The organism is Alishewanella sp. WH16-1, assembly GCF_001441695.1.
Lineage (GTDB): Bacteria > Pseudomonadota > Gammaproteobacteria > Enterobacterales > Alteromonadaceae > Alishewanella > Alishewanella agri.
Genome location: NZ_LCWL01000077.1, coordinates 14,807 through 38,996, shown reverse-complemented (window position 1 = coordinate 38,996; position 24,190 = coordinate 14,807). Strand labels below are relative to the sequence as shown.

Here is a 24,190-nt window from a genome sequence, read left to right as displayed (position 1 = left end):
ATTTTTATAACCCTAAGTACCAGGTGGCAATCGAAAAATACAGCACTACCCCTGCCACGTCAGCAATGGAGGTAATCAAGGGGCCACTGGCTGTAGCGGGGTCTAGATTAAAACGGCTCAATAAAAAGGGTAGCGACATGCCAATTAAACTCCCCACCAGTACCACCAGCATCATGGTAGAGGCCACGACGACAGCGATATCAGCACCACCACGCCAGAATCCCAGGCCAACCACAGCAGCAGACATAGTCAACCCCAGCAAGCCTGCAACTAAACATTCTTTACCCAGCAAATAGCCCCAGTCACGGAGTTTGATATCTCCAGTGGCCAGCGCCCGAACCATAAGGGTGCCGGATTGTGCGCCAGCGTTACCGCTACTGGCAATCAGTAACGGCAAAAAGAATAATAAGGCCAGATAACTGGAAATGGTTTCTTCATAAAAGGCGATACCGGCACCGGAAAAAATATTGCCAAACACCAGCACCACCAACCAGAACACCCGCTTGCGGTACAGCAGGCCGATACCCGCCTCTTTCACGCTACTTTCCAGCTTGCCGATAGTGGCCGTTTTATGGAAGTCTTCGGTGGCCTCTTCTTCGGCGACGTCCATCGCGTCATCGTAGGTTACGATGCCAACCATCTGCTCCAGCTCATTGACAATCGGCAGCGCCAGTAAGTCATATTTGGCGATCAGTGCTGCCACCTCTTCCTGCGGCATGTCAACACTGGCCCAGATTGGGTCATGATTCATTAAATCATCCACCCGCATACTGACCGGTGCCAGAATCAGGTCACGTAAGCTGACCACGCCAATCAGTTTTCGCGCTTTATCTACAACATAGGCAGAATAGATAGTTTCTTTATCCGGCGCTTCACGGCGCAGTACTTCAATCGCCTCCCGCACGGTCAGCTCAGGGGGCAAAATAGCGTAGTCCGAGGTCATAATAGCACCGGCGGTGCCCTCCTCGTAGGACGCTAAACGCAGCAGATCTTCCCGCTCAGCCTGCGCCAGCGCGGGTAACAAGGTATCCCGTTGTTCTTCGGTTAAACGATTAAACAGGTCAGCACGCTCATCAGAGGACATTTGCCGGATAATCGGCGATAGTTTGCGTCGGCTGACCCGAATCGCCAGCCGCACTTGCTCTTCTGCGGGTAAATAGCCAAACACCTCAGCCTGCTCAGCCCGTGGCAGTGCCGTCAGTAAGATCCATAGATCCTGAATTGAAAACTCAGTTAAGGCAGCGGCATAGTCAGCCGGATGCACATCTTCCAGTTGGTCACGGACCAGATGTACCGTATCACGCTCCAGAGCGGTGCGCAGGGTATCGATAAGAACGGGTAATTCCATAACGGCCTCTTATCAGCTTAGGCGCTTGATAAGAGACATTACAGCGTCAGCTTATTAAGCGCAGATTAATTCGGATCTTGGGAATATGCAGGCCAGGCCTGCTACTGGGTAAGTCCATAAAGGATACAAACTCCACAAGGATAAGGGTTAGGTTGCCAGCTCAAGACTGGCTAAATTACTGGTTATTTTATAGTTTAACCAAGCTGAACTCAACCTGAGCGGTAAAAGTTTTGTGGTACAGCAAGGGCTTTCTGCTAGCATAGCCTAATAAACACAAGAGGAAATGGCATGACAGATGCGAACAGCCTGAGCCAGTGGTGGCAGCCGCAGAAACTGGCATTAGATGAATGCTATCAGGCAACAATAGGCCCCTTAACGCTCTATCTGAAACGCCGCCAACAGGAATGGCTGGTCAGTTCAGAGTATAGTAGCGATCCAGACAGCGCCTATCGCCTGCAGTTGACCCAAGCGTCCTGCTTACCAGAGTTACTGGCTAGTCAGCGCTTTATTTTCCGGCATAGCCCGGCCAGTTTTTGTTTAAAACCCAAGCTGTTAGACAGACCAGTGGTGATTAAAACCCGGCAAAGCGTGAGTATTCCTCCCGGCGAGCAAAGCGTGTTTTATATCAGCTCCCCGCTGCGGGTAGAATTGGTGCTGCAGGATCCGGAACTTACCTTGTTCAGCCTGCCAATCCAACGACTATCCGATACCTGGTTTGGTGCCAATACCCAACATGGCGAGCTCTGTTATGCCGATAAAACCCATGCCCGGCATAGTTTGGCCGAAATCCCGGCCCGGCCGCACCGCGCGATAACGCCTATCACCATCGAAAACCATTCTACCCAGATGCTGACAATTGATAAGCTGAGTATTCCGTTGCCCTATCTGGCGCTATACGGCGCTGACGACGGTAGCCTGTGGACCGATCCTATTACGCTGCAACACGAAAATCTGAATAGCCTGACCCGCTTTCAATTGAATAAACAGTTACCACGGGAACTTACCAGTCGGCATCAGTTGGCGGCGCCAGTGCATACACCGGATAAACACGGGCTGGTCCGGGCTTTTACCGGCATTTTCAATCAGTAAGGGATTTTTATGCTTGAGACATTATGGCAATTTCTTCAGTCGGAGCTGGTTATCAATAGCTTACAGGCGCTGTTACTACTGAGCTTAGGCTTTATCCTGGCGCGTACGGCCTCGAGAACCGCCGAAAAACTGATTAGTAAAAGCTTTTCCCGCCATCATGCGTTGTTATTCCGGCGTGTGGTGTATTGGCTGGTGCTGGCGCTATTTGCGGCTTCGGCCTTACATCAACTGGGCTTCTCTCTTGGCGTGTTGCTTGGCGCAGCCGGGGTGTTATCAGTAGCCATCGGCTTTGCCTCACAAACCTCGGCTTCAAACCTAATCAGTGGTTTATTTCTGATTGGCGAACAACCTTTCCAAATTGGCGATGTGATTAAAGTCGGTAATACCACTGGTGAGGTGCTGTCGATTGATCTTCTGTCGGTGAAACTGCGCACCTTCGATAATCTGTTTGTGCGGATCCCGAATGAAAGCCTGATCAAAACCGAAATGACCAATTTAACCCGGTTTCCGATCCGCCGTTTTGATTTATTACTGGGTGTCGCCTATAAAGAAGACATTGCCCGAGTGCGCAAAGTACTGTTTGATGTCGCCGATCAAAACCCGTTGTGCCTGGACGAACCGGCGCCATCATTTTTATTTACCGGCTTTGGTGAATCATCACTCAATATCCAATTTTCGGTGTGGAGTACCACCGAAAACTTCCGCGAACTACGCAACAGTCTGCAGGAAGAGATAAAGCTCGCTTTTGATGCTGCTAATATTGAGATTCCGTTTCCGCACCGCACCCTGTATGCCGGCAGTGAGACACCACCTTTCCCGGTGCGGATTGTCAGCGATACGGTAACTGGCAATACTGACGCTGCAACTAAGGGCTGACAATGCGGTCAAAACTGGTAAATCAGCGGTGTGTTAGCCATAGTTATCAAAGGCTAAGCTGCGGGCGGGAGGAGTAGATGTGGCGAGCCATTAGCCTGTTGTGTTGCTATTGCACCAGTTTACCCTTGTGGGCCGACTGCCGGAACGATGTCGATCCTGCTGAGCTAAAGGCTAAACGCCCTCTTGTCAGTTACATTGAATTCCAGCAGGAAAACGTCTTTGATCTGAATGAACCGGGCGTATTCTGGTTACACCGCTTTGCCAACCGTACCCATATTATTACCACCGAACAAACTATCCGCGATGATTTATTGTTTCTGCAAGACGCGCCGCTGAATCTGGCCGAGCTGGCGGAAACGGAGCGTTTACTACGTAGTCGCCGCTATCTGCGCGATGCCCGCGTTGAAGTCGTCCAATATTGTGCCGCCAGTAATAGTGTCACGGTGCGCGTCACGACCTGGGATAACTGGTCATTACTGCCGAAAATCGATTTTTCCAGCGAGGGGGGAGACACCAAGTACTCGCTGGGCGTCGCCGAGGACAACCTGCTGGGTTCAGGTAATCAGATCCAGCTCGATTACAGCAAAGACAGTGAGCGCAGCGGCTATTTGCTCAGCTTTGCCAGCCCGAATATCTTCGGTAGCCACTGGAATACCCTGCTTAGCTATGCCGATAACTCAGATGGTGAAAACTATCGCTTCGCAGTACAGCGGCCGTTCTACCGGCTGGATTCGAACTGGGCCTTTAATGCTGACCTGCTGAAAAACAAAGAGCAGGTCACCGACTACTTATTATCGGAAACCGTTAACGAATATAACCGCACCCGGCATCAGTTTGATGCTTCTGCCGGTTTTAAACTGGCACTGCGCGGTCACACCATCCAACGGCTAAATATTGGTATGCAGCTGGAGGATGTTGATTTTAATGAACTGGACAGTACGGTTTTAAGCTTGCCTGAACAGCGCAACCTGTCTTACCTTTACCTGGAATACCAGTTACTGCAGGACGACTTCTACAAGCTGTTTAATATCAATCAGTTTAACCGGGTAGAGGATATTAATGCCGGCTGGCAACTGCGGCTGCGGTTGGGCTTTTTGCAACCCTGGTTGGGCGCCGATGAAGATGGCTTAAGGCTGGAAGCGGAAGTAAGCAAAGCCTGGCAGCTGAACAACCGCACCTGGCTTTTTTCAGAACTGGCTTATCAGCAGCTGGACTGGCAGCAGCGCAAGCAGGAGTTGTGGCATCTGGGCTTACAGCTGAATCATCAGCTCAACGCCCGTAATAGTCTGGTCGGCAGTATCTCCGCCGAACGCGGCCGCAATTTGTTTGCCGACGAAGCGCTGTATCTGGGTGGTGATAGCGGCTTGCGTGCCTTCCCGCTGTATTATCAGCGTGGCGATAACCGCATGGTGGCCACCGCAGAGTATCGCCATTATACCGACTGGAATTTATGGCAGATTTTTGATGTCGGCTTTGCCGCCTTTGGCGATGCCGGCCGCAGCTGGGGCGGCCGCTCTGCAGAGGATTTGGCCGCATTAAACGGTAAAGCCGGTATCGATGATGAAATTCTGTTTGGCCTGGGCGTCGGCATCCGTTTACTGTCCAGCCACTCCAGCCGCGGCACCATGATTCATCTGGATCTGACGCGGCCAATCAGTGATAACCCGGATCTAGGCAGCTGGCAGTGGCGTGTGACTGCCAAGCGCCGTTTTTAATACTGCGCCAGACTAAAATCTAAGCAGCAAACGTCAACACGTTCTAGTTCTTTTGCAGCAACGGCTGACAGAGCGGGCAAAATACCGTACTGCGCTGGCCCAACCGCACTTCTGACAGCGCAGTGCCGCAGTTAACGCAGGGCTGGCCACCGCGGCCATATACCAGTAACTCCTGTTTAAAATAGCCCGGTTTACCGTCTACCTGACTAAAATCACGCAGCGTGGTGCCGCCCTGCACTATTGCCGCCGCCAGGGTTTCTTTGACGATGGTACACAGCAGTGCCAGCTTATCCGCACTGACGTCGCGCGCCGGTTGCTGCGGATTAATGCCGGCTTTAAACAAGGCCTCATTGGCATAAATATTCCCGACACCCACCACCACATGGTTATCCATTAATACCAGTTTGATCGCGGTGCCGCGACGCTGACAAGCCTGGATCAGGGTTTCAGCGGTAAAGTCGGCTGTTAATGGCTCAGGCCCTAACTGGGCCAGCAACGGATGTTGCTCGCCTTGTGCCTGCCACAGCACGGCACCAAAGCGCCGGGTATCGTTTAAGCGCAGTGCGGTACCGTTTGCGAATAGCAAATCCAGATGATCATGTTTACCTGGCGCCAGATCCGCCGGTACCACCTTTAAGTGACCCGACATGCCCAAATGCAAAATAATACTGCCGCCGGGTAAATCGAGCAGTAAGTACTTGGCGCGCCGCCTAACCGCTAAAATCGGTTGCTGCTGTTGCTGCACCACCTCATCGGGTACCCACCAGCGCAGTTGACGCTGCCGGGCGACAACCTTGGTTAGCTGTTGCCCTTGCAAATGCGGGCTGATCCCCAAACGCGAGACCTCAACTTCAGGTAACTCTGGCATCTTATACTCCGGTATTTAGGGCGTGGGGTTAATCAATTAAAAACAGCAGCCGAGCCTGCGCGGCAGGCAGCAAATAGAGCTGGGGCTGGCCTACCTGTTGTAACAGGTAGTCCGGCGCAGCAGGATAGAGCAACCAGATCTGTGGTGCAAATTCACCGGCCAGCTGCACACTGGCCTGGGCAACCGGCGCCAGAGTGGGCTTGGCCGCACCAACGGCTGGCTGCAGGGGTGTATAGAGCCAGGCATTCAGCATTTGCTGGGCACTGACGCTGCCATCATAACGTGGCTGCAGTTGCCATTGCCCGGCTGCCTGCACTAAACGGACTTCACCTACCGCAATACTCAGCAGCTGCGATTGTTCCGGTAATAAGCTGGCCGTGATCGGTGCCTGGCCGGTACCCCGCCAGTCATACAGACTAAACATCAGTAACAGCACCACAAAGATCAACACATTATTCCAGTTACGGCGTGACAGTTTCAGCATAAGGTTAGCAGCGGCAGAACACAGTGGTTCACAAGTGAGTATGAATAACGCAGATAGTAACGGCAGCAGGGCTAAAAAGCAAAAACCCGGCAGTGCCGGGTTTCTGGGGTTCGATTACTTGATTTTCGCTTCTTTGAAAATCACGTGCTTACGCACTTTAGGATCGAACTTTTTGATTTCCATCTTTTCTGGCATGGTGCGCTTGTTCTTCGTTGTCGTGTAGAAGAAGCCAGTGCCAGCAGAAGAAACTAAACGGATTTTATCGCGCATTTGTTAATTCCTTATACCTTGTGACCGTTGGCACGAACTTCTGCTAACACAGCGTCGATACCTTTCTTGTCAATGATACGCATACCCTTGGTAGAGGTACGTAAAGTGACGAAACGGTTTTCGCTTTCAACCCAGAAACGGTGCGTTTGCAGGTTAGGCAGGAAACGGCGCTTAGTCGCGTTGTTGGCGTGCGAACGACGGTTACCTACCATCGGACCTTTGCCAGTTACTTGGCATACTCTAGACATGTCAATATTTCTCCAAAATTACGTCAGCTCGAGCTATCTTTCACCCTTCTGGCCTTGAAGGTTGCCCCGAAAATGGATGAGGGCGCACTTTATACACGAAAGTACGGTTAAACTCAAGACAAATTCATTTTCCCGGCCAGCGGGCAGCGCTGCGAAAACGCCTTGCATCGAGACTCACGCCGGGCTGTACTCAGGTGCATTACCTGCTACAACCAGCCACGCTCTGCAAAAGACACCACTTCCGCATCACCTACCACAAAATGGTCCAGCACCCGGATATCAACCAGTGCTAAAGCCTGGGTCAGGCGCTCCGTTATTGCCCGGTCGGCGCGGCTTGGCTCAGCCACCCCAGAGGGGTGATTATGCGCCAGAATAACGGCGGCGGCATTATGCTTCAAAGCGTGCTGAACTACAATACGCGGGTACACCGGGGAGGCATCAATAGTGCCGTAAAATAATGGCTCGGAACCAATCATACGATGTTGATTATCAAGATAAAGTACCAGAAAGACTTCGCGTAGTTCACCGCTGAGCTGATGGGCTAAATATTTTCGCACTACCGAAGGCTCTGAGCAGACGGTATCGCGTTTTAGCTGCTGCTGCAGAAAACGCCGGCTTAACTCCAGTACGGCCTGCAACTGCACATACTTGGCTTCGCCTAAACCGCGGGCATTACAAAACTCGCTGCGACTGGCGCCGAGCAAGGCGCGTAAATCACCGAACTGCTGCAACAACTGCCTGGCCAGACTCACCGCGTCGGTACCGGCAATACCGGTGCGTAAGAAAATCGCCAGCAGCTCGGCATCCGATAAGGTGGCCGGCCCCAATGTTAACAGTTTCTCCCGTGGTCGCTCACTGAGCGGCCAGTCTGTAATTGCCATCCTGACCTCCTGTTGTTGATGTTGTCAGCGCTTAGCAGCTGAACGGGTGCTGAATTGGAGTTTCCGTGCTATCTTATGCCGACCGAGGCTGGAGCAGGACCAGAAATCATGTTGCAAACCCTTGCTGATAAACGCATTTTACTTGGCATTAGCGGCGGTATTGCTGCCTATAAAAGTGCCGATCTGGTGCGGCGCTTAACCGAACGCGGCGCCGACGTCCGGGTTATCCTGACCAGCGCGGCGCAGGAATTTATTACCCCACTGACGCTGCAAGCCGTCTCCGGTAATCCGGTTAGCCACAGCCTGCTCGATCCGGCCGCAGAAGCGGCGATGGGCCATATTGAACTGGCTAAATGGGCCGACCTAATACTGATTGCCCCGGCCAGTGCCGATGTGATTGCCCGGCTGGCGCATGGCTTAGCCAATGATCTGCTTACTACCTGTGTACTTGCCAGTAGTGCCCCTATTGCGGTAGCGCCGGCGATGAATCAGCAGATGTATAAAAATATAGCTACCCAAAAGAATCTCGCAACATTAAAAGAACATAATTTTCACATTTTCGGCCCGGGTGTGGGCGCGCAGGCCTGTGGCGATACCGGTGCCGGCCGCATGCTGGAACCGCTGGAGCTGGTCGCGCTGACCGAGCAATTATTTAGCCCGGTCAAAAATCTGCAAGGTTTACGCATTACCATTACCGCCGGCCCGACCCGCGAAGCGATTGATCCGGTGCGCTATATCAGTAATCACAGCTCTGGCAAGATGGGCTTTGCGCTGGCTCAGGCCGCTGCGGCTATGGGCGCCGAGGTCACGCTGATCAGCGGCCCGGTGCAACTGGCAACCCCCGCCGGCGTAACACGGATTGATGTGCAAAGTGCCGAGCAGATGCATCAGGCGGCGCTATCTGCCGCGGTGCAATCGGAGATTTTTATTGGCTGTGCCGCTGTCGCCGACTATAGGGTAGCGGAAATCGCGGCCGATAAACTAAAAAAAGGCGCCGAAGCGGAGATGCAGCTGACGCTGGTAAAAAACCCGGACATTATTGCCGCCGTCGCCGCCCTGCCGCAGCAGCGGCCCTTTACCGTCGGCTTTGCTGCCGAAACCCGTAACGTACTGGAATATGCGCGGCAAAAGCTGCTGAATAAGCGGCTGGATATGATTTGTGCCAATGATGTGTCGGCCAGCGATCGTGGCTTTAACAGCGATGACAATGCCCTTAGCGTGATCTGGCGCGGCGGCGAGCTGGATTTACCGAAGGCACCGAAGCAACAGTTAGCCACACAGCTGATCACCCTGATCAGCGAACATTATAAAAACTAAATTCTTAACTTATAACGCAGCGAAGCAGTAAAACCGATGAAAAAAGCTATAGATCTGAAAATTCTCGACCCGCGGATCGGCCGCGACTTTCCTTTACCGGCCTATGCCACCCCCGGCTCAGCGGGCCTGGATTTACGTGCTTGTCTGGAGCAAACCCTGATACTGGCACCGGGCCAAACCGTGCTGATCCCAACCGGTATTGCCATTCATATTGGCGATGCCAACCTGTGCGCAACCATCTTGCCGCGCTCGGGCCTGGGGCACAAACATGGCATCGTACTGGGCAATCTGGTGGGGCTGATTGACTCGGATTATCAGGGGCCCTTGATGGTGTCGATGTGGAACCGCGGCAGCGACAGCTTTAGCATTGAACCAGGCGACCGCATCGCCCAGCTGGTATTTATGCCGGTGGTACAGGCCGAATTTAATCTGGTCGAGGGCTTTGACAGCTCAGAGCGTGGTGAAGGTGGCTTTGGTCACTCTGGCAAGCAGTAAGGGCGCGAAACCGCCCCTACTTCTGAATTAGCTAAGGATCTGAGCAGTCGCATGGCAACAATAAAAAAATCAAACCGTAAAGAAGATATCCTGCAGGCGTTAGCGGCAATGCTGCAAAGCCACAGCAATGGCCAGCGCATTACTACCGCCGCCCTGGCAGAGCAGGTTGGCGTGTCGGAAGCGGCGCTGTACCGGCATTTTCCCAGCAAGGCGCGGATGTACGAAGGGCTGATAGAATTTATTGAAGATACGCTGCTATCGCGCATTAACGCCATTACCGAAGAGCACAAGGATACCCAAACCCGTATCAGCCTGATGCTGCAGCTGGTACTGGTATTTGCCGAGCGTAACCCGGGCTTTTGCCGTATTTTGACCGGCGATGCGCTACAAGGCGAGCAAGAGCGCCTGCTGGAGCGCGTCGCGGCACTGTTTGAAAGGCTGGAAACCCAGTTTAAACAGTGTTTACGCGAGCGCAAATTACGGGAAGGTAAAAGCTTTACTATCGATGAGGCGGAACTGGCAAACCTGCTGCTGGCCACCATAGAAGGCAAGATCAGCCAGTTTGTCCGTTCCGGCTTTAAACGCCTGCCAACCCAGTATTGGGCGGCGCAGTGGGCGTTACTCGAACAAAGCCTGTTTGCGTAATGCTACCTTGGTTAGTGCAGCTGCACTAACTAAGGCGCTCGCCACAGTGCTGACGTCGCTGTAGCGGCATCAGGCCAGTTTCTGCCACAGGGCAGCGCCCCAAACCAGCGCCACTATCACTAAACTGACAAAAACTGCAGCAGAGCCCATATCCTTGGCACGGCCAGATAGCTCATGCCGCTCTAAACCTACCCGATCGGTTAATGACTCAATGGCCGAATTCAGTAACTCCACTACCAGAACCAGGCACCAAACCGCCAGCAGCAGGGCAAACTGCGCTACTGAGTCTGCCAGCCAGATTGCAGCAGGAATGGAAAGCAGCGTGAGCGTCGCTTCCTGACGAAAGGCCGACTCATAGCGCCAGCTGGCACTAAAACCCTGCATTGAACAACGGGCCGCTTTAATAATGCGCCCAATGCCAGTCCCGTTTGGTTTTTGCATGCTTAATCCTATTCCCTGTTGCTAATGCTAATACCTGCAATAATGCGCCTATGCTGGGCGCAAACAATACGGCCAGCAAAGAGCTGGCCGCAGGCGTGAGATTTAATCAGGCAATGCCGTACTGGGCACGGTAAGCCTTTACCGCCGCCAGATGCTCGGCCAGCTCAGGCTTATCCGCCAAATAGCTAATTAAGTCCGGCAGGCTGATAATTGAAATCACCTTAGTATTAAAGTCGCGCTCAACTTCCTGGATCGCCGACAACTCACCCTGACCGCGCTCCTGCCGGTCCAGTGCAATCAACACGCCGGTCAGCTCTGCGCCCTGCGCCTGGATCAGCTGCATTGATTCGCGGATCGCCGTACCGGCAGTGATCACATCATCCACCAGCATAATACGGCCTTTTAGTGCTGCGCCCACTAAATTACCGCCTTCACCATGGGTTTTGGCTTCTTTGCGGTTAAAGCAATATGGCAGATCGCGCTGATAGTGCTCAGCCAACGCCACAGCGGTGGTAGTAGCAATAGGAATGCCTTTATAAGCCGGGCCAAACAGCACATCAAACTCGATGCCCGAGTCCTGCAGCGCTGCCGCATAAAAGCGGCCCAGCTTTGCCAGATCACCACCGGTATTAAATAAGCCAGCATTAAAAAAATACGGGCTAATCCGGCCAGATTTCAGCGTAAAGCTACCAAATTTCAGTACATTGCGTGATAACGCAAACTCAATAAATTCCCGTTGAAAGGCTTTCATCGTTACTCCTTCGCCAATACCCGTTTTTGCTCGGCCACGATCTCAGTAATGGCCGCCGCGCCCAGCTCCAGCATTTGCTGCATCTGCGCAAAACTAAAGGGTGCCTCTTCGGCGGTGCCCTGAATTTCAATCACTTCGCCCTGCTCGGTCATCACCAAATTCATATCTGTTTCGGCAGCCGAGTCTTCAGCATAATCCAGATCGGCAACGGCTGCCCCCTGATAGATCCCCACCGACACCGCCGCCACCATATAACGCAGCGGGTTCTTTTTAATCAGGCCTTTAGCCAGCATAAAGTTTAGTGCATCGACCAGCGCGACACAGGCACCGGTAATCGAGGCTGTACGGGTACCGCCATCAGCCTGAATCACATCACAGTCGATGGTAATGGTATTTTCGCCGAGCAGGCTTAAATCGACGGCGGTGCGCAGAGCGCGGCCAATCAGTCGTTGGATTTCCATAGTGCGGCCGCCCTGCTTACCACGGGCAGCTTCCCGGTCATTGCGGCTATGCGTCGCGCGCGGCAGCATTCCGTATTCCGCGGTAATCCAACCCTGGCCCTTGCCTTTTAAAAAACGTGGTACGCCTTCGGTAACACTGGCGGTACAGATCACCTTGGTATTGCCAAACTCAACTAACACTGAGCCTTCGGCATGAGCAGTGAACTGGCGGGTAAAAGCGAGCGGGCGGATTTGACTGGCGGTACGGCCACTTGGACGCATTGGGCTACTCCTGACTGATAAATTAGCCACCATTATAGGGGCTATAGCCGCTGACGGCTATCTTTGTAACAGCTATCGCCCACTTCAAACCCGGCGCAAGGCCATGCCTAAGGCCGCGCTTAAGAACCATAATTTACGAATTTGGCAGCATGCCCCCAAATTCGCCAAACTCAGGTATACTCCCATTTATTTGCCGTTTTGGAACCGCCTTATGATCCACAGTATGACCGCCTTCGCCCGCCACGAAACCAAAGCCAGCTGGGGCACCGCCCAGTGGGAGATCCGCTCGGTTAACCAGCGTTATTTAGAGTCCTACTTTCGCTTACCCGAACAGTTCCGTGGTTTAGAAAGCCTGCTGCGCGACAAGCTGCGTAACAGCCTGCAACGCGGTAAAATTGAGGTGAATTTACGCTATCAGGCCAATCAGGCCGCCGGCGAACTGCAATTAAATGACGTGTTTGCCGAGCAACTGCTGCAAAAAGCGCAGCAATTACTGCAAAAAGCACCGCAAGCGACGCTCAATATTGCCGACATTCTGCGCTGGCCCGGTGTAATGGAAACACCAAGCGAAGACTTAGACACCCTGCAAGCCGAACTGCTGGCTGGTTTCGATGCCGCCTTACTAGACTTTTTAGCCGGCCGCGGCCGCGAAGGCGCCGCCATTGAAGAGATGATCCAGCAGCGCTTAACTGCCATTAGCGAGCAAGTCGCCTTTGTGCGCAGCCACCTGCCACAAGCGATGCAATGGCAACGCGACCGTATTACCAGCCGTTTAAATGAAATTAAAGCCGACCTAGACCAAGGCCGCTTAGAGCAGGAAATGGCGTTTTTAGCCTCGAAATCCGACGTCGCCGAAGAGCTGGACCGCCTCGATGCCCATATCAAAGAAACCCGCCACACTCTTAAAAAAGGCGGCGCCTGCGGCAGAAGATTAGACTTTATGATGCAGGAATTTAACCGCGAAGCGAATACGCTGTCGTCCAAAGCCATCAGTACTGAGATTACTAATGCGGCGGTGGAGCTTAAGGTGTTGATAGAGCAGATGCGGGAGCAGATCCAAAACATCGAATAATGTCTACCGGCATCCACCAAGATGCATTAATCATCTAATTTCAATAACTTAATCAAAACCCAAGTCTACCGAAATCCACCTTTATCCACCACAAGCCACAAACAAGTGGTGGGTAAAACGGTGGGTATGTTAGACTAACTCAGATCGCAAGTGGTGGGTAAACTACCAAAAAGTAACTAACTGATTTGAGAGGGAATATGGGTAGCCTAACTACAAAGACTGTAGAATCCTTAATTAAAAAGGGTAAACCAGGAAGATTTGGCGATGGTGAGGGCCTATACCTAACAGTACCTAAATCAGGTAATCCTTTTTGGTTTTTACGCTATACCTCCAACGGCAAACGCCGCGAGATGACGTTAGGCCAATACGCCAATATGACGTTGGCCGAAGCGCGGGCTGAAGCTGTAATGCAGAAAAAACAGTTGCTGGTAGAAAAGGTTGATCCGCTGTTTTTAAAACAACGTGCCAAGCAGCAACAACTGCAAACCGTAGACGACTTATTTGCCGACTGGCATAAAGGCAATATCAAACGCCTTAAGCACCCGAATATCCCCGAGCGGGTTTACCGCAAAGATATTGCACCGCATATTGGTGCTGCTGCGCCAAACAAAGTAGTAGCGCGTGATATCCAGTTTATTATCGAAGCTATTACCGAATCCGGCCGCCCCACCACCGCCAATGACGCGCTGCTGTATTTAAAGCAGCTATTTAACCACGGCATAAAACTTGATGTGGTGGGTGCCAACCCTGCCAGTGCCTTTAACGTGAGCGATGCCGGCGGCGTAGAGCAAAGCAAAGATCGGGCACTTACCTTGGAAGAGCTTACCCAAGTATTTAAAGTGTTTCGGGAAAATACGGATAGTTTTGCCAGAGAGAATTACCTGGCCTGTGCGCTATTAGTCACGCTAGGCGTGCGTAAAAGCGAGCTAACAGAAGCCAGTTGGCAAGAGATCGATCTAGAGGCGGGAATTTGGGAGTTACCAAAGGCGCGCAGCAAATCCGGTGTAGGAATAACTATCCCTCTGCCCGAGCTATGCGTAAACTGGTTTAAAGAATTGGAAATTCGTGCAGCAGGGTCACCCTATGTGTTCCCCAACCGGCGCAGCAGCAAAAACCCACATATGGGTGCAGACACGCTTAACCGCGCCATTACCAAGCTATTTGGCCATGAAGCCGGCAAAAAGAAACAACCACCAAACAAAATGGGCGATATACAGCACTTTTCCGTACACGACTTACGCCGTACCTGCCGCACCCTGCTGGCGCAACTTGGGGTACCAGGCTATGTCGCCGAGCGCTGCTTAAACCATAAACTGCAGGGTGTTGAAGGGATTTATAACCAACATGATTATTTTGATGAGCGGAAAGAGGCGCTGGCGCTTTTGGCGGATAAGCTGGAATCGATAATTAACGTCTAGAATTATTTTGCTTTTCGTGTTTCTATTTGGTGGATAACAGTTTTATCGAACAGATCTTTGAATACAAGGACGACCAATGCAAACTAAAGCCAAAAGAATGCGCGAGCTGGTACAGCAGATCCTGGATGGTGACACCCTTCATTCTCATCAGAAAATAGCAGCACAAAAAACCTTCTCAGCGTTTGATGGCGAAGTGCGTGCCGTTGTCACCGCGGCAGAAATGCAGGCGGGTAAATCTGGTGTCGCACTTGCATTGGCCTGCTTACAGCGGTTGTCGATGTCGGATGAAGATATCTGCGAAAAAGCCAAACTAAAAGACACACTCTACCTAGTCACCATGCCTGATATCGCGTTGATAGAGCAGGCGCAGAAAGATTTGAGTTTGGCGAAAAATATTGTAGTGAGTAACTTTGTTCGCTTTGAACAAGATCTCGAGCGCAATTTTAAAGGCTATCCACCGAAACTAATCCTTATTGACGAATGCCACTATGGTTCGAATGCGGCATCCATTCGTTATTGCAGCATCTTCGATTACCTGGAAAAGCAAAACGACCAATGTAAAGTGGTGTTTATTTCGGCCACGCCTTTTGGTGCTTTATACGCAGCGGAACAAGACTATGAAGTCGCTAAACACTTAGAAAGTGTTGCAACCAAAGAAAACGACAAAGTAGCACTACGTGAAGCACAACAACTCGCCGAAGCTGCCGCACGCAACTCGATTTTAAGGCGAGATTTTCAAACCAAACTCGTTTTCCATCGCACCAGCCCAGAGTACTATGGCGTGCGGCAAATGCTATCCAGCAATAAAGTTACTCACCTGGATTCAACAACCCGTAACTTCCTTGATCAGTCCGTTGCGCGCGATAAATTCATGCAACTATTTCAGCATTATGAAGGTGCAGGCTGGGCACTGGTTCGTGTCAATGCGGGTATGGCAATGCAGGCAAAAGACGAGCTTATAGCCAGTGGTATCAACCCAAGCAATATTTTTATTTTGGGCAGTAATTTACAAGATGTACCAGATGAAGAGCTCACCACTATAGATCGTTTTAAACGCGAATTTGATGAATGTATCGACTTTGAAGAAAAGCTGATAGCAATAACGGTTGCCGGATGCCGTGCAGGGATTAACTTTGGTCAAATGATGAAAACCCGGTTAATTGCAACCTGGGACAATACCATCACTAGCGTGGCTTCGGTCGTTCAGGCCAATATTGGCCGTGCATGTGGATATCACCAAAATCGCGATGCACAGCATTTTACCAATTTAAATGCCACGCAAGCTTATGGTGCCATTCTAGATTACCTTGATAAAAATACAGCAGAGCATGCCGCATCTGACTTCGAAGGCCTTAGAGAGTTCTTTGAGGAAGTCTGCCAGGAATACAACGTTAATGGCTTAGATGTGGGTCTGGCCATCAAAAGTAAACGCCGCCGTCCAATTGGCGACGTCGAAACTTATATGACCGAGGGTTACGTTGCTGTTCCGGCTCGTTTACTAAACCCAGAGTATGACTTTACTAAGCACACTACCGATCCTTTGTTACTAAAAGCGATAGAGCTTTTGCGCGAGGAAATGGTAAAAGGTGGCGGGCCAAATGTGAAAGGCAACCGAGCCATGCGTGGTGCAGCAAAAAACTGGATCAAAGCCCAATGGGTTAACGGTGATAGCTTTGATAACCCTGAAAAAGCCCGTAAAGAGGGCACAATGAAAGAGCGCGCTATTAAGTTCGCGCAGCACTTAGATGACAAGCTTCCCATAGAATTTAATCAAATCGTGCTACCTGGTGCCGGCGAATATACGGAAAATAAGTATGTTACGGCAATAGTCTTTAGCATCTTCAACATATCGCGCCGGGAAGTAGCAAAAAAAATCATGTCTGAGAGTGATGTGCACCAGATGTGTGATCACTTTGGTATTCCGCATGACGACACCATGTTTTTACTCTTTAAACGAGGCGAGTATGACGCCGATAAAACGCGTATTAAAATTGAAAGCAACGAAGGTCCAGATTTAATAACGTTGATTCATGATGAATCGCAGTTTTCTGAGAAAGAACGAAATAAATGAACAACCAGGCCAATCGTCATCGCCTCCGTTTACAGCAGGTTTTAGATACTTATACCTTCGAACACCAGCGCCAGGCCGCAAGCAAAGTACATATTCAATTTGCTAGCGGGAGCAAGGCAGTTATTGTTGCGGCAGAAATGCAGTCAGGTAAATCGGGTATCGCGCTGGCTTTAGCTTGCATGCAAAGAAATACCCTTACAGATAGCGAGATATGCGAACGCGGCAAGCTGAAAGATACTTTGTTTCTGGTGACATTGGCCGATGTCGCATTGCAAGAACAAGCAGCAGAAGACTTAGCTCCTTGCCCAAATGTCGTAGTCAGTAACCTGGTGCACTTTAAAACAGCGCTCGCTATACATTTCAAACAGCAATCGCCCAAGCTCATCATTATTGATGAATGCCATTATGGCTCAGCCAGTGATGCGGTCCGTTATGCTCAGCTATTTGACTACCTGGACTCAGCAGATAGTCAAACTCGCATAGTGCTAATTTCGGCCACTCCCTTTAGCGCTATGTTTGCTGCGGGTGGCGATTCGATTCTCAGGCATGGCTTTCATACCAGCCTGGTATTTCATAAAACGCCAGCGGATTACCATGGCGTAAGGCAAATGCATCGCCAACAGCAAATTGTGCAGCTTCTAGAAGAGCAGCGCGATTTTACCCAAGAATCTATTCCACGTCGGCTGTTTATTAGTCATGTTCAGCAACACCCCGGGCCAGGTTGGGCGCTGATCCGCGTTGCCAGCAATGCTGCGCAGGTAGCTAAACAAGCCCTGCTGGCACAAGGCTTTGGCGAGGAACACATTTTTATTGTTGGCAGCAAACTGAACAATGTTGACGATAGTGAGTTAGTTACCCTGGCAGAGTTCAAACGCCAATATCAAAATGCCGCCTTGTTCGATGAAAAAATTATCGCTATCACGGTCGCCAGTTTCCGTGCAGGCATTAACTTTGGTATTGAGATGAAAAATGGGCTTATTGCCAGCTGGGATAGCACCATCTCAAATATCGCTGCTGTGGTGCAAGCAAATATCGGCCGAGCCAGTGGCTATCATCACAACACAATAGCAAAGCATTTTACCAACCTCGATGCAATTTCAGCCTATACCGAGTTATTAAATTATCTAGAACAAGAAGACTGCACCAACAATTTCACGGGCATAGCCAAACTTTTTGAGCACGTTTGCGAAAAATACCAAATCAAAGGCTTCGATCGAGGCCTCAGTCTTAGTAGTAACAAGCAACTTCAATCTCAGCCACTAGCAACAAAAACCGAAAACCTAAATTTTACGCAGTATTGGTTACTAGATTTACGTATAGCTGCAAATGAATTAGAACATAGCGATCCACGCGTTATTAATGCAGTGCAAGCTATTCAAAACTACTATCATCAAAAGCCCGGCCTGGCTGTCCGTAATGAAATAGAGATAGCTGATAAGCCTGACTGGCTTAGAGTTACCTTTGTAGACGGCGATAATTATGGTGATCAAACAACAGGCTTAAATCAGGATATTTATCAGTTTATAAATCAAATCACGGCCGACAATGAACTATCCGCAACGTCTTTAAACGTAGTAAAAGGCTTTCAAGTTGTAGCTTATGTCGTAAGTGATCAAAATCTCTCGGCAAATCGAGAAGCCTACAAGCGAAAGTTAGACCAAGATGATATCACTGAATTTGCAGGAAAAGTTGGCATGAAAAATTCCGCCTCACTTGCCGTTTTGTTCACCACTGGGCCAAGCATTGAAGCTGGAACAAACAAGAAGCAGTCGGTATATTCCAGAATAGTGTCAAGTTCAGTATTCAGATAAAACAATCTCAGATACTATTGTCTTTCAGACTCGAATAAGTTGCAGCGAGTTCTAAATTTCAAGTAAAAGGTATACCAAAGAAACCTAACACAACACCAAGAGGGGAAATGGGTAACGCCATTTCAGTGACCGCCTCAGCAAGCCCCTCTTCCAGAAAACTATTGTCTGATAGGTTATGAAAGTCTGCGCCAAAGTTTGCAATACCAGAAATCGGATCTTCAATGCTGCCAGGGTTTGCCAAGTTAGCAAGCTCTTGTGTGAAAAGTGATTCATATACGATCTCATCCAATTCGGCATTTGCAATTCCAGAATCTAACACCATCTCACTATCAACTCTGTCAGCTAATTCACTGGTAGTAATAATTGCTATATCCGGATTATCTGCCAATGTCTGATTAATATATGAAACGCTATCGGTTGCTTTTAACTGAAGCTCCAAGGGCAAGTAACCATCGACTTCAATCAAAATATCAGCATCAGGATGATTAGTGGCTTCGAAAAGTGCTGATTTAAGACCCGCATCATTTAAATAGTCACTTACCTGCTGCTCAAATAAAATACCCTTGATGTTTGAAGCATGCCCAACCATTGATTCAGTTTCAACTGCCGCAAAATGATTAAGAATCTGCTCTTCTGACGCAAAACTAAGTTCAGAATACCCTCGCCTTACAGCATCAAAAACACTACTTTGCTCTATCATCAACAAAATGACCTGGTAGCGTTAATAGCTCTGCAATATCTCTGAAAGCAGAATCTCTTAATAAGTTTTCTTTTACAAACACTGGTGCTCTTTGTAAGGTAATCTTTTTAGCTGTTAGTCCCTTTTCGTTGGTCAAGTGGGGATTGGCATGATGCTCCAATAGCAGTTCAACCGCCTCCTTACTGCCCAAATAAGCTGCATACATCAGTGCAGTATTACCATCATCATCACAAGCATTAACATTAGCCCCTTTCTGAAGTAATAATTCTGCAACTGCTAACTGGTTACATCGGATAGCTGAAAGTAAAGACGTAGTGCCGTTTTTCGATTTAAAATTAACCCCGGCACCCTTTTCAATTATATTAGAGACAAGTTCTAACTGGCCATTTTTAGCCAAAAGGCTTAAAACTGAATTCCCTTCTCTATCTTGTACATTTAGATTTGAACACTTGGTTATGAGTAACTTAATTAAGCGCTCATCACCTTTAATTACAGCCTTGGCCAATAAAGACTCGCCTTTACTATCTTCAATATCGACTTGGCAACCTTCCTCAACCATGTTGATAAAAAGATCAATATCACCGGCTTCCAGGCTACTTAGCAAAACCAGCTGTTTAAATCGTTCTGAGAAAACCGCGCCATGCTCCTTTAATAACTCAACAGTTTTTGTCTGTCGTTTAAAAAAAGCACCTGTGACTGCGTTCCAGCCATCATTATTACAAATGTGGATAAGAGCATTATGGCGTAATAGAAATTCGACAGCGTTATTTCTGCCGTTTACAGCAGCCCAAATTAATGGCGTCCACCCCTTGTCATTTCGAATATTTACTTCGGCCCCTTTGGCGATCATCAATTCAGCAAGGTCGTAATATTCCTTTTCTAGGCAAAGTAACAATGCACTGTTCATGCCTCTTGGGCGATAATTTGGCAAAGCTCCCTTATGCAGCAAGCGCTCAGCCAATTCAATAAAACCTAGTTCAACTGCAACTCGAAGCGGGTTGTGCATCTCATGATTTAAATTAAATTCACCGTATTCCAATAACGTTTCAGCGAAAGCCACAAAACCTGAAGCAAGTGCCATTTCAAAAGCTGATAGTTTTTCTTCAGGGTGAACCGCATTTACCAAGTCTGGTAATTCGGCTAGCTGCTGTTTGAAAGTAGCGACATCACCCAAACGAACAGCATCCCAGAAAACACTATTTTTTAATTCCGATTCTGAAGCCATCCCTGGTATATCCTTTTATTATTTTGATATCTCTAGCACTGGCGTCAAACACTCTTGCAAGCTTAAGCCGCCGTGGTTGTAGTGATCACCACCGCGAAATAGCTGAATGCCTCGCGCCATGGCTAAGGTCACGTTTTTATTCCAGTACCACTGGCATTTTAGGTAACCCACATCTACGTTATCTTTTAAAATGGCGCAGCGCGCCAGGCGCTTTTTCACCATATGCTCAGGAATATTTTCTGTCGGTAATTTGCTTGGTGCCCATAACCAGCCATGGTCGGTAACAATACGAACATGCTGCCAGCCAGCATCCAGTAAGCCTTGTACCCTGGCAACGATCTCTTGCAGCACCGGCTCAATATACAGCGGCAGTTTACGCTGCATTTCATGCCCCAAATTATCCAGGTCACCCACTTGTAGCCAGGCTAAGCCGGTTGTTTCGCCAGTATCTAAACCCTCCAGATACTGCCAGCCATGCTCTTTAAGCACTTTTTTAAACTGGTACGAGCTAAAGTCGACATCCTGCTCGGCCAATGCTGGAATAAAATCGGCATTATCTTGTCTGCCGGTTAATAGCTCAGATATTGGCGTTACTGCCGCTTTGGCAGTAGCAGTAAGGGACGGCAGCGCTGCCCAACTGGGTTTTAAACGGCCATTCAGGCCTTTGGCGGCCAACAATGACAATAAACGCTGACCAGTATCAAACCGCAGGCCGTCGACAAAAAATACCACTTGGCTTTTCACCTGGTAAGTTGCTTTTGCTTCTTGGATGCCGTCATCGCCGGGATAGCCTTGGCTAGCCACTAACTGTTGGAAATTATTAGTTACTTGTTCTAACCAGGGCGTGTAAATAACATCTAATACCTGAGCCACCGTATCTTGCGCAGTAGGCGTATCTGCCAACGCCATCGCAGCTAACGCAGCAGCATCGGCCTGCCAATAGGTGGTTTGGTAATGCTCTGCCATCGCCTGAGGACTAAAGCCACTAAAAGCAATATCTGTCAGCTCAGCCACTTTGGCTAACTCGCTTAACGTTTGCGCCCAACGGGCAAAGCCTAATTTGGCCCACACCCAGTCTAAACGGCTAGCATGCGCTTGCTGTAGCTGAAAAATTTTAGTTCTGGCAGCGTTTGCATCCAGGTTAGAGAAGACGGCAAGCTGTTTAGCCAACTCTTGTTCTTCTGCCAAGTTAACCGCCAAATAGCGCTCCACCGGTGCTGCTAAATCCTGTGGTGCAATAGTTTCTAACTGCTCAACTAATTTCGGCAGGTTATGGGCAGTATCACAAAAGCGTTGCCATACTGCCTGCCAAGACCCATCTGCATTACAAAGCTTTTGCAGTACTGTGTTAATATTGCCTTGCTCTGGTAAGAAACCATATTGCTGTTGGCAGAGATCACTAAAAATCTGCCACTGGTTAGCGCTAAATAGCCGCTGCTTTTCCGCAGGTTCATTTAACCAGGCCAAAATATCTTTTACCGGATCGGCCATTACCAGGCTTTGAAAATCAGCAGCCTCTAACCGTCTGTTACTCAGTGCCGCTACCTGGGCTTCTAATAATTCAGGTAATACACTTAGCATCGCGTCTTGGGTTGCATTGTCTTTCGCCAGGTCCAGGTTTAACCCCACGCGCTGATTGGTTAAAAACGATGCTACTGTCCAATCCCGGCCGGCAGTGTTATACGCCCACCAGGTGCCGCGGTACTGCAGCTCTGCTAAAGGCTTTAAAAAATCCGGGCAATGCTCTATTGCCCGCAGGTCTTTGCGGCAAACACCCGGCAAATATACAATCGGAGTTAAGCCTTGCGGCATCGTCAGCTCATCTAACACGCCAGCAATGGCACACTTAAGCCAAATCGCAGGCCCTGTGCGCGTTGCCAGATCATAGCTGCCAAGCTCTACCAACTCAGGTAAAAACTGTTTAATCACCGGCATGGCCGACTGCCACTGTTTGGCTTCGTCAGTCCATAAAATGGCTGCTGGCGCCACTTGGCTTGCTTGGTTGAAAGCCGCGCTGTCGCGCAGTTGCTTAACCAGGTACTCAATAACCTGCATAGGTCTTATAAATCCCAATTCTGTTTACAAACGCCAACAAGGCGCTGTTGACGTGATGCTAGCACCTCTTGAGTCCACTCTTTCTCTTGCAGTACCTGTGAGGTTAAAGCAAAAGAGGTTACCCCTGAGCGTCCAGTAAAATACGCCGATTTTTTTCGCTCAAAATCATAGTTTGACGCATATGAATTTCGACTTTGGGTCAGTGGCACTAAATTAGCTAACTTATGCACCCATTCAATTTGTTTAAATACATCTGGAAACCAAGATTCCCATTCTGTGCCAGGGGTAACCGTCTGCGGTAGCACATGCTCAATGGTTAAAATGTTGTGGTTGTATGAGGCCACCCCATCGGTAACAAAAGAATCAAGTCGCAGAATTAGGTAATTTCTGCGCCTTGCCGTCAGCGTATAAACATCCCCATTCAGGGCAGTAACAAATGCATCTTTTTCAGAAGTTGTTAGCTCTAGCGATGTGAGGCTTGTACTTTGCGTTGCTTCAATTTCTGCCAGTATTTTGGCGTAACGATCAATACGCTGGTTTATATTGGCTGCGCAAATATGCATCTGCGCGGCTAACCGTTCTAGTTTAGTCACAAACTGCAATACAGCTGCTGAGTTTTTACCATGCTTCGCCAGATAACTTATGGCAACTGGGATCCAGTCAGAGTTATCAATACGGTTTAGCCAGCTAAAAAGCTGATTAATATCACCCGCATTTTCAGACGACTCGTAATTAGCAAACTTGGCGTCGATGTAGGCATTTGCATAGGGTTCAATTACTTTATCAATTAGCTCTTCGGCAGAACTCACTTTGGCTAACACGTACTCTCTGAACTCTTCCAGTAACGCTCGCTTCGCTTTTGACTTGGCGTAAATCATACGGATAAAACCAAGCAAATCGTTTAAGCCATCACGGCCAACGTCTACTTCAATTTCCTCCCAACGATCGTTAAAACTTGCCCGCTTTGCTTCTGCAATTTTGCCTATTGCCTCTGCTTTAATAATGTCGCTTGGGAGGAGGTCTAAGCCGCGGTTATTCAGCACTGAAAACACCCGAAATGCTGATTGCTGGCTGGGTGTAGACACCACAACCAAAAAACATCTAGTCATTAAGAACTTGCCAAAATCAATCAACATGTCTTCTGTTGCAAACTTAACCTGCAGCTTACTTAACAAGAAACTGGCATTAGCTTTAATATTTTGTTGTGACTCGTTTTCGAGCTGAGCTTTATCAAGTTGTGCTAAGCCTGCAAAGTCCAGCTTTTGTACAGTATTTGCAAAAAAATCGCGGTCGCGCAGACGCAGAGCTAAACGTGGTTTGGCAGATATCCCCTGCAGCCTTTTGCCAGGCTCCTGAATATAAGCAAAACACTCTTCCCTATCCTCACCGCTTAATAAGGATGTCAGAGCAGCAATCATAATGGTAAGCGTTGTAAGCCGTTGCTGGCCATCAATTACCTGTGAGTGCGGTGCGTTTTCTGACTTAATTAACACTATGCTGCCAAGAAAATAACTGTCTTCTTTTTCATGACGATAAAAATCATACAGATCGTCAAACAACTCACCGGCTTGCTCCGTTGTCCAAGCATATGGGCGCTGATAAGGCGGTATCTCATAATCAAAATCTGAGCTAAAAATTTTGCCCAATGGGTACTCTGCGCCGGTAATTTTCTTACTCATTTAGCGTCC

Annotated in this window: 23 protein-coding genes; 10 read left to right on the top strand and 13 right to left on the bottom strand. The window is 49.3% G+C overall.

What is annotated here, in order from left to right:
• Nucleotides 1-4: 4 nt before the first annotated feature.
• Nucleotides 5-1,348, bottom strand: coding sequence for a magnesium transporter (gene mgtE / locus AAY72_RS06990; protein ID WP_057786348.1), 1,344 nt, complete (start codon nucleotides 1,346-1,348; stop codon nucleotides 5-7).
• A 288-nt stretch (nucleotides 1,349-1,636) separates the two neighbouring features.
• On the opposite strand from mgtE, the gene AAY72_RS06985 reads away from it, so the two are divergent.
• The 3 genes from AAY72_RS06985 to AAY72_RS06975 all read left to right on the top strand — a co-directional run bounded on the left by AAY72_RS06985 (nucleotide 1,637) and on the right by AAY72_RS06975 (nucleotide 5,028).
• The gene (locus AAY72_RS06985) at nucleotides 1,637-2,437 is read left to right on the top strand and encodes a DUF432 domain-containing protein (protein ID WP_057786346.1); all 801 of its coding nucleotides are present in this window, start codon (nucleotides 1,637-1,639) and stop codon (nucleotides 2,435-2,437) included.
• A 9-nt stretch (nucleotides 2,438-2,446) separates the two neighbouring features.
• Nucleotides 2,447-3,313: a mechanosensitive ion channel family protein gene (locus tag AAY72_RS06980; RefSeq protein ID WP_057786344.1), complete on the top strand. Its 867-nt coding sequence runs from the start codon at nucleotides 2,447-2,449 to the stop codon at nucleotides 3,311-3,313.
• 77 nt (nucleotides 3,314-3,390) lie between these two features.
• Nucleotides 3,391-5,028, top strand: a complete 1,638-nt coding sequence (locus AAY72_RS06975; protein ID WP_057786342.1) for a BamA/TamA family outer membrane protein — start codon at nucleotides 3,391-3,393, stop codon at nucleotides 5,026-5,028.
• A 43-nt stretch (nucleotides 5,029-5,071) separates the two neighbouring features.
• Here the strand turns inward: AAY72_RS06975 and mutM are convergent, their stop codons facing one another.
• The 5 genes from mutM to radC form a co-directional block, all read right to left on the bottom strand.
• Nucleotides 5,072-5,896 carry a bifunctional DNA-formamidopyrimidine glycosylase/DNA-(apurinic or apyrimidinic site) lyase gene (gene mutM / locus AAY72_RS06970; protein WP_057786340.1) on the bottom strand — a complete coding sequence of 275 codons (825 nt, stop codon included), beginning with the start codon at nucleotides 5,894-5,896 and terminating at the stop codon, nucleotides 5,072-5,074.
• Between the two features lie 28 nt (nucleotides 5,897-5,924).
• Nucleotides 5,925-6,380 carry a hypothetical protein gene (locus AAY72_RS06965; RefSeq protein ID WP_057786338.1) on the bottom strand — a complete coding sequence of 152 codons (456 nt, stop codon included), beginning with the start codon at nucleotides 6,378-6,380 and terminating at the stop codon, nucleotides 5,925-5,927.
• A 114-nt stretch (nucleotides 6,381-6,494) separates the two neighbouring features.
• Complete coding sequence (gene rpmG / locus AAY72_RS06960; protein ID WP_008219722.1) at nucleotides 6,495-6,650, bottom strand: 50S ribosomal protein L33; 156 nt, start codon at nucleotides 6,648-6,650, stop codon at nucleotides 6,495-6,497.
• Nucleotides 6,651-6,661: 11 nt separating this feature from the next.
• A complete protein-coding gene (gene rpmB / locus AAY72_RS06955) occupies nucleotides 6,662-6,898 on the bottom strand; it encodes a 50S ribosomal protein L28 (protein WP_008950179.1) in 237 nt (78 codons plus the stop codon).
• A gap of 206 nt (nucleotides 6,899-7,104) precedes the next feature.
• Complete coding sequence (radC, locus tag AAY72_RS06950) at nucleotides 7,105-7,779, bottom strand: DNA repair protein RadC (protein WP_008984654.1); 675 nt, start codon at nucleotides 7,777-7,779, stop codon at nucleotides 7,105-7,107.
• 108 nt (nucleotides 7,780-7,887) lie between these two features.
• Here radC and coaBC point away from each other — a divergent pair, with 108 nt between their 5' ends.
• The 3 genes from coaBC to slmA are packed head-to-tail and all read left to right on the top strand — an operon-like array spanning nucleotide 7,888 to nucleotide 10,236.
• Nucleotides 7,888-9,096, top strand: a complete 1,209-nt coding sequence (gene coaBC / locus AAY72_RS06945) for a bifunctional phosphopantothenoylcysteine decarboxylase/phosphopantothenate--cysteine ligase CoaBC (RefSeq protein WP_197408380.1) — start codon at nucleotides 7,888-7,890, stop codon at nucleotides 9,094-9,096.
• Nucleotides 9,097-9,132: 36 nt separating this feature from the next.
• Nucleotides 9,133-9,591 (top strand): dUTP diphosphatase, encoded by a 459-nt coding sequence (dut, locus tag AAY72_RS06940; RefSeq protein WP_057786336.1) that lies wholly within the window; start codon nucleotides 9,133-9,135, stop codon nucleotides 9,589-9,591.
• Between the two features lie 51 nt (nucleotides 9,592-9,642).
• Nucleotides 9,643-10,236 (top strand): nucleoid occlusion factor SlmA, encoded by a 594-nt coding sequence (gene slmA / locus AAY72_RS06935; RefSeq protein ID WP_008606820.1) that lies wholly within the window; start codon nucleotides 9,643-9,645, stop codon nucleotides 10,234-10,236.
• 69 nt (nucleotides 10,237-10,305) lie between these two features.
• Here slmA and AAY72_RS06930 read toward each other — a convergent pair whose 3' ends face one another.
• From AAY72_RS06930 to rph, 3 genes are all read right to left on the bottom strand, one after another.
• Complete coding sequence (locus AAY72_RS06930) at nucleotides 10,306-10,677, bottom strand: diacylglycerol kinase (protein WP_008984657.1); 372 nt, start codon at nucleotides 10,675-10,677, stop codon at nucleotides 10,306-10,308.
• Nucleotides 10,678-10,783: 106 nt separating this feature from the next.
• Nucleotides 10,784-11,428: an orotate phosphoribosyltransferase gene (pyrE, locus tag AAY72_RS06925; protein WP_008950182.1), complete on the bottom strand. Its 645-nt coding sequence runs from the start codon at nucleotides 11,426-11,428 to the stop codon at nucleotides 10,784-10,786.
• A gap of 2 nt (nucleotides 11,429-11,430) precedes the next feature.
• Nucleotides 11,431-12,150 carry a ribonuclease PH gene (rph, locus tag AAY72_RS06920; RefSeq protein ID WP_008984659.1) on the bottom strand — a complete coding sequence of 240 codons (720 nt, stop codon included), beginning with the start codon at nucleotides 12,148-12,150 and terminating at the stop codon, nucleotides 11,431-11,433.
• Between the two features lie 211 nt (nucleotides 12,151-12,361).
• On the opposite strand from rph, the gene AAY72_RS06915 reads away from it, so the two are divergent.
• From AAY72_RS06915 to AAY72_RS06900, 4 genes are all read left to right on the top strand, one after another.
• Complete coding sequence (locus AAY72_RS06915; RefSeq protein ID WP_057786334.1) at nucleotides 12,362-13,222, top strand: YicC/YloC family endoribonuclease; 861 nt, start codon at nucleotides 12,362-12,364, stop codon at nucleotides 13,220-13,222.
• A 197-nt stretch (nucleotides 13,223-13,419) separates the two neighbouring features.
• Nucleotides 13,420-14,640, top strand: coding sequence for a site-specific integrase (locus tag AAY72_RS06910; RefSeq protein WP_057786332.1), 1,221 nt, complete (start codon nucleotides 13,420-13,422; stop codon nucleotides 14,638-14,640).
• A 76-nt stretch (nucleotides 14,641-14,716) separates the two neighbouring features.
• Nucleotides 14,717-16,711 carry a DEAD/DEAH box helicase family protein gene (locus tag AAY72_RS06905; RefSeq protein ID WP_057786330.1) on the top strand — a complete coding sequence of 665 codons (1,995 nt, stop codon included), beginning with the start codon at nucleotides 14,717-14,719 and terminating at the stop codon, nucleotides 16,709-16,711.
• Nucleotides 16,708-18,522, top strand: coding sequence for a DEAD/DEAH box helicase family protein (locus AAY72_RS06900; protein WP_057786328.1), 1,815 nt, complete (start codon nucleotides 16,708-16,710; stop codon nucleotides 18,520-18,522). The genes AAY72_RS06905 and AAY72_RS06900 overlap by 4 nt, the downstream gene beginning before the upstream one ends.
• Before the next feature lie 58 nt (nucleotides 18,523-18,580).
• Here the strand turns inward: AAY72_RS06900 and AAY72_RS06895 are convergent, their stop codons facing one another.
• The 4 genes from AAY72_RS06895 to AAY72_RS06880 are packed head-to-tail and all read right to left on the bottom strand — an operon-like array spanning nucleotide 18,581 to nucleotide 24,181.
• Nucleotides 18,581-19,222, bottom strand: coding sequence for a hypothetical protein (locus tag AAY72_RS06895; RefSeq protein WP_057786326.1), 642 nt, complete (start codon nucleotides 19,220-19,222; stop codon nucleotides 18,581-18,583).
• Nucleotides 19,206-20,447, bottom strand: coding sequence for an ankyrin repeat domain-containing protein (locus AAY72_RS06890; protein ID WP_057786324.1), 1,242 nt, complete (start codon nucleotides 20,445-20,447; stop codon nucleotides 19,206-19,208). The genes AAY72_RS06895 and AAY72_RS06890 overlap by 17 nt, the downstream gene beginning before the upstream one ends.
• 18 nt (nucleotides 20,448-20,465) lie before the next feature.
• A complete protein-coding gene (gene pglZ / locus AAY72_RS06885) occupies nucleotides 20,466-22,502 on the bottom strand; it encodes a BREX-1 system phosphatase PglZ type B (RefSeq protein WP_057786321.1) in 2,037 nt (678 codons plus the stop codon).
• A gap of 5 nt (nucleotides 22,503-22,507) precedes the next feature.
• On the bottom strand, nucleotides 22,508-24,181 hold the full coding sequence (locus AAY72_RS06880; protein ID WP_057786319.1) for a DUF262 domain-containing protein: 1,674 nt from the start codon (nucleotides 24,179-24,181) through the stop codon (nucleotides 22,508-22,510).
• Nucleotides 24,182-24,190: the final 9 nt, after the last annotated feature.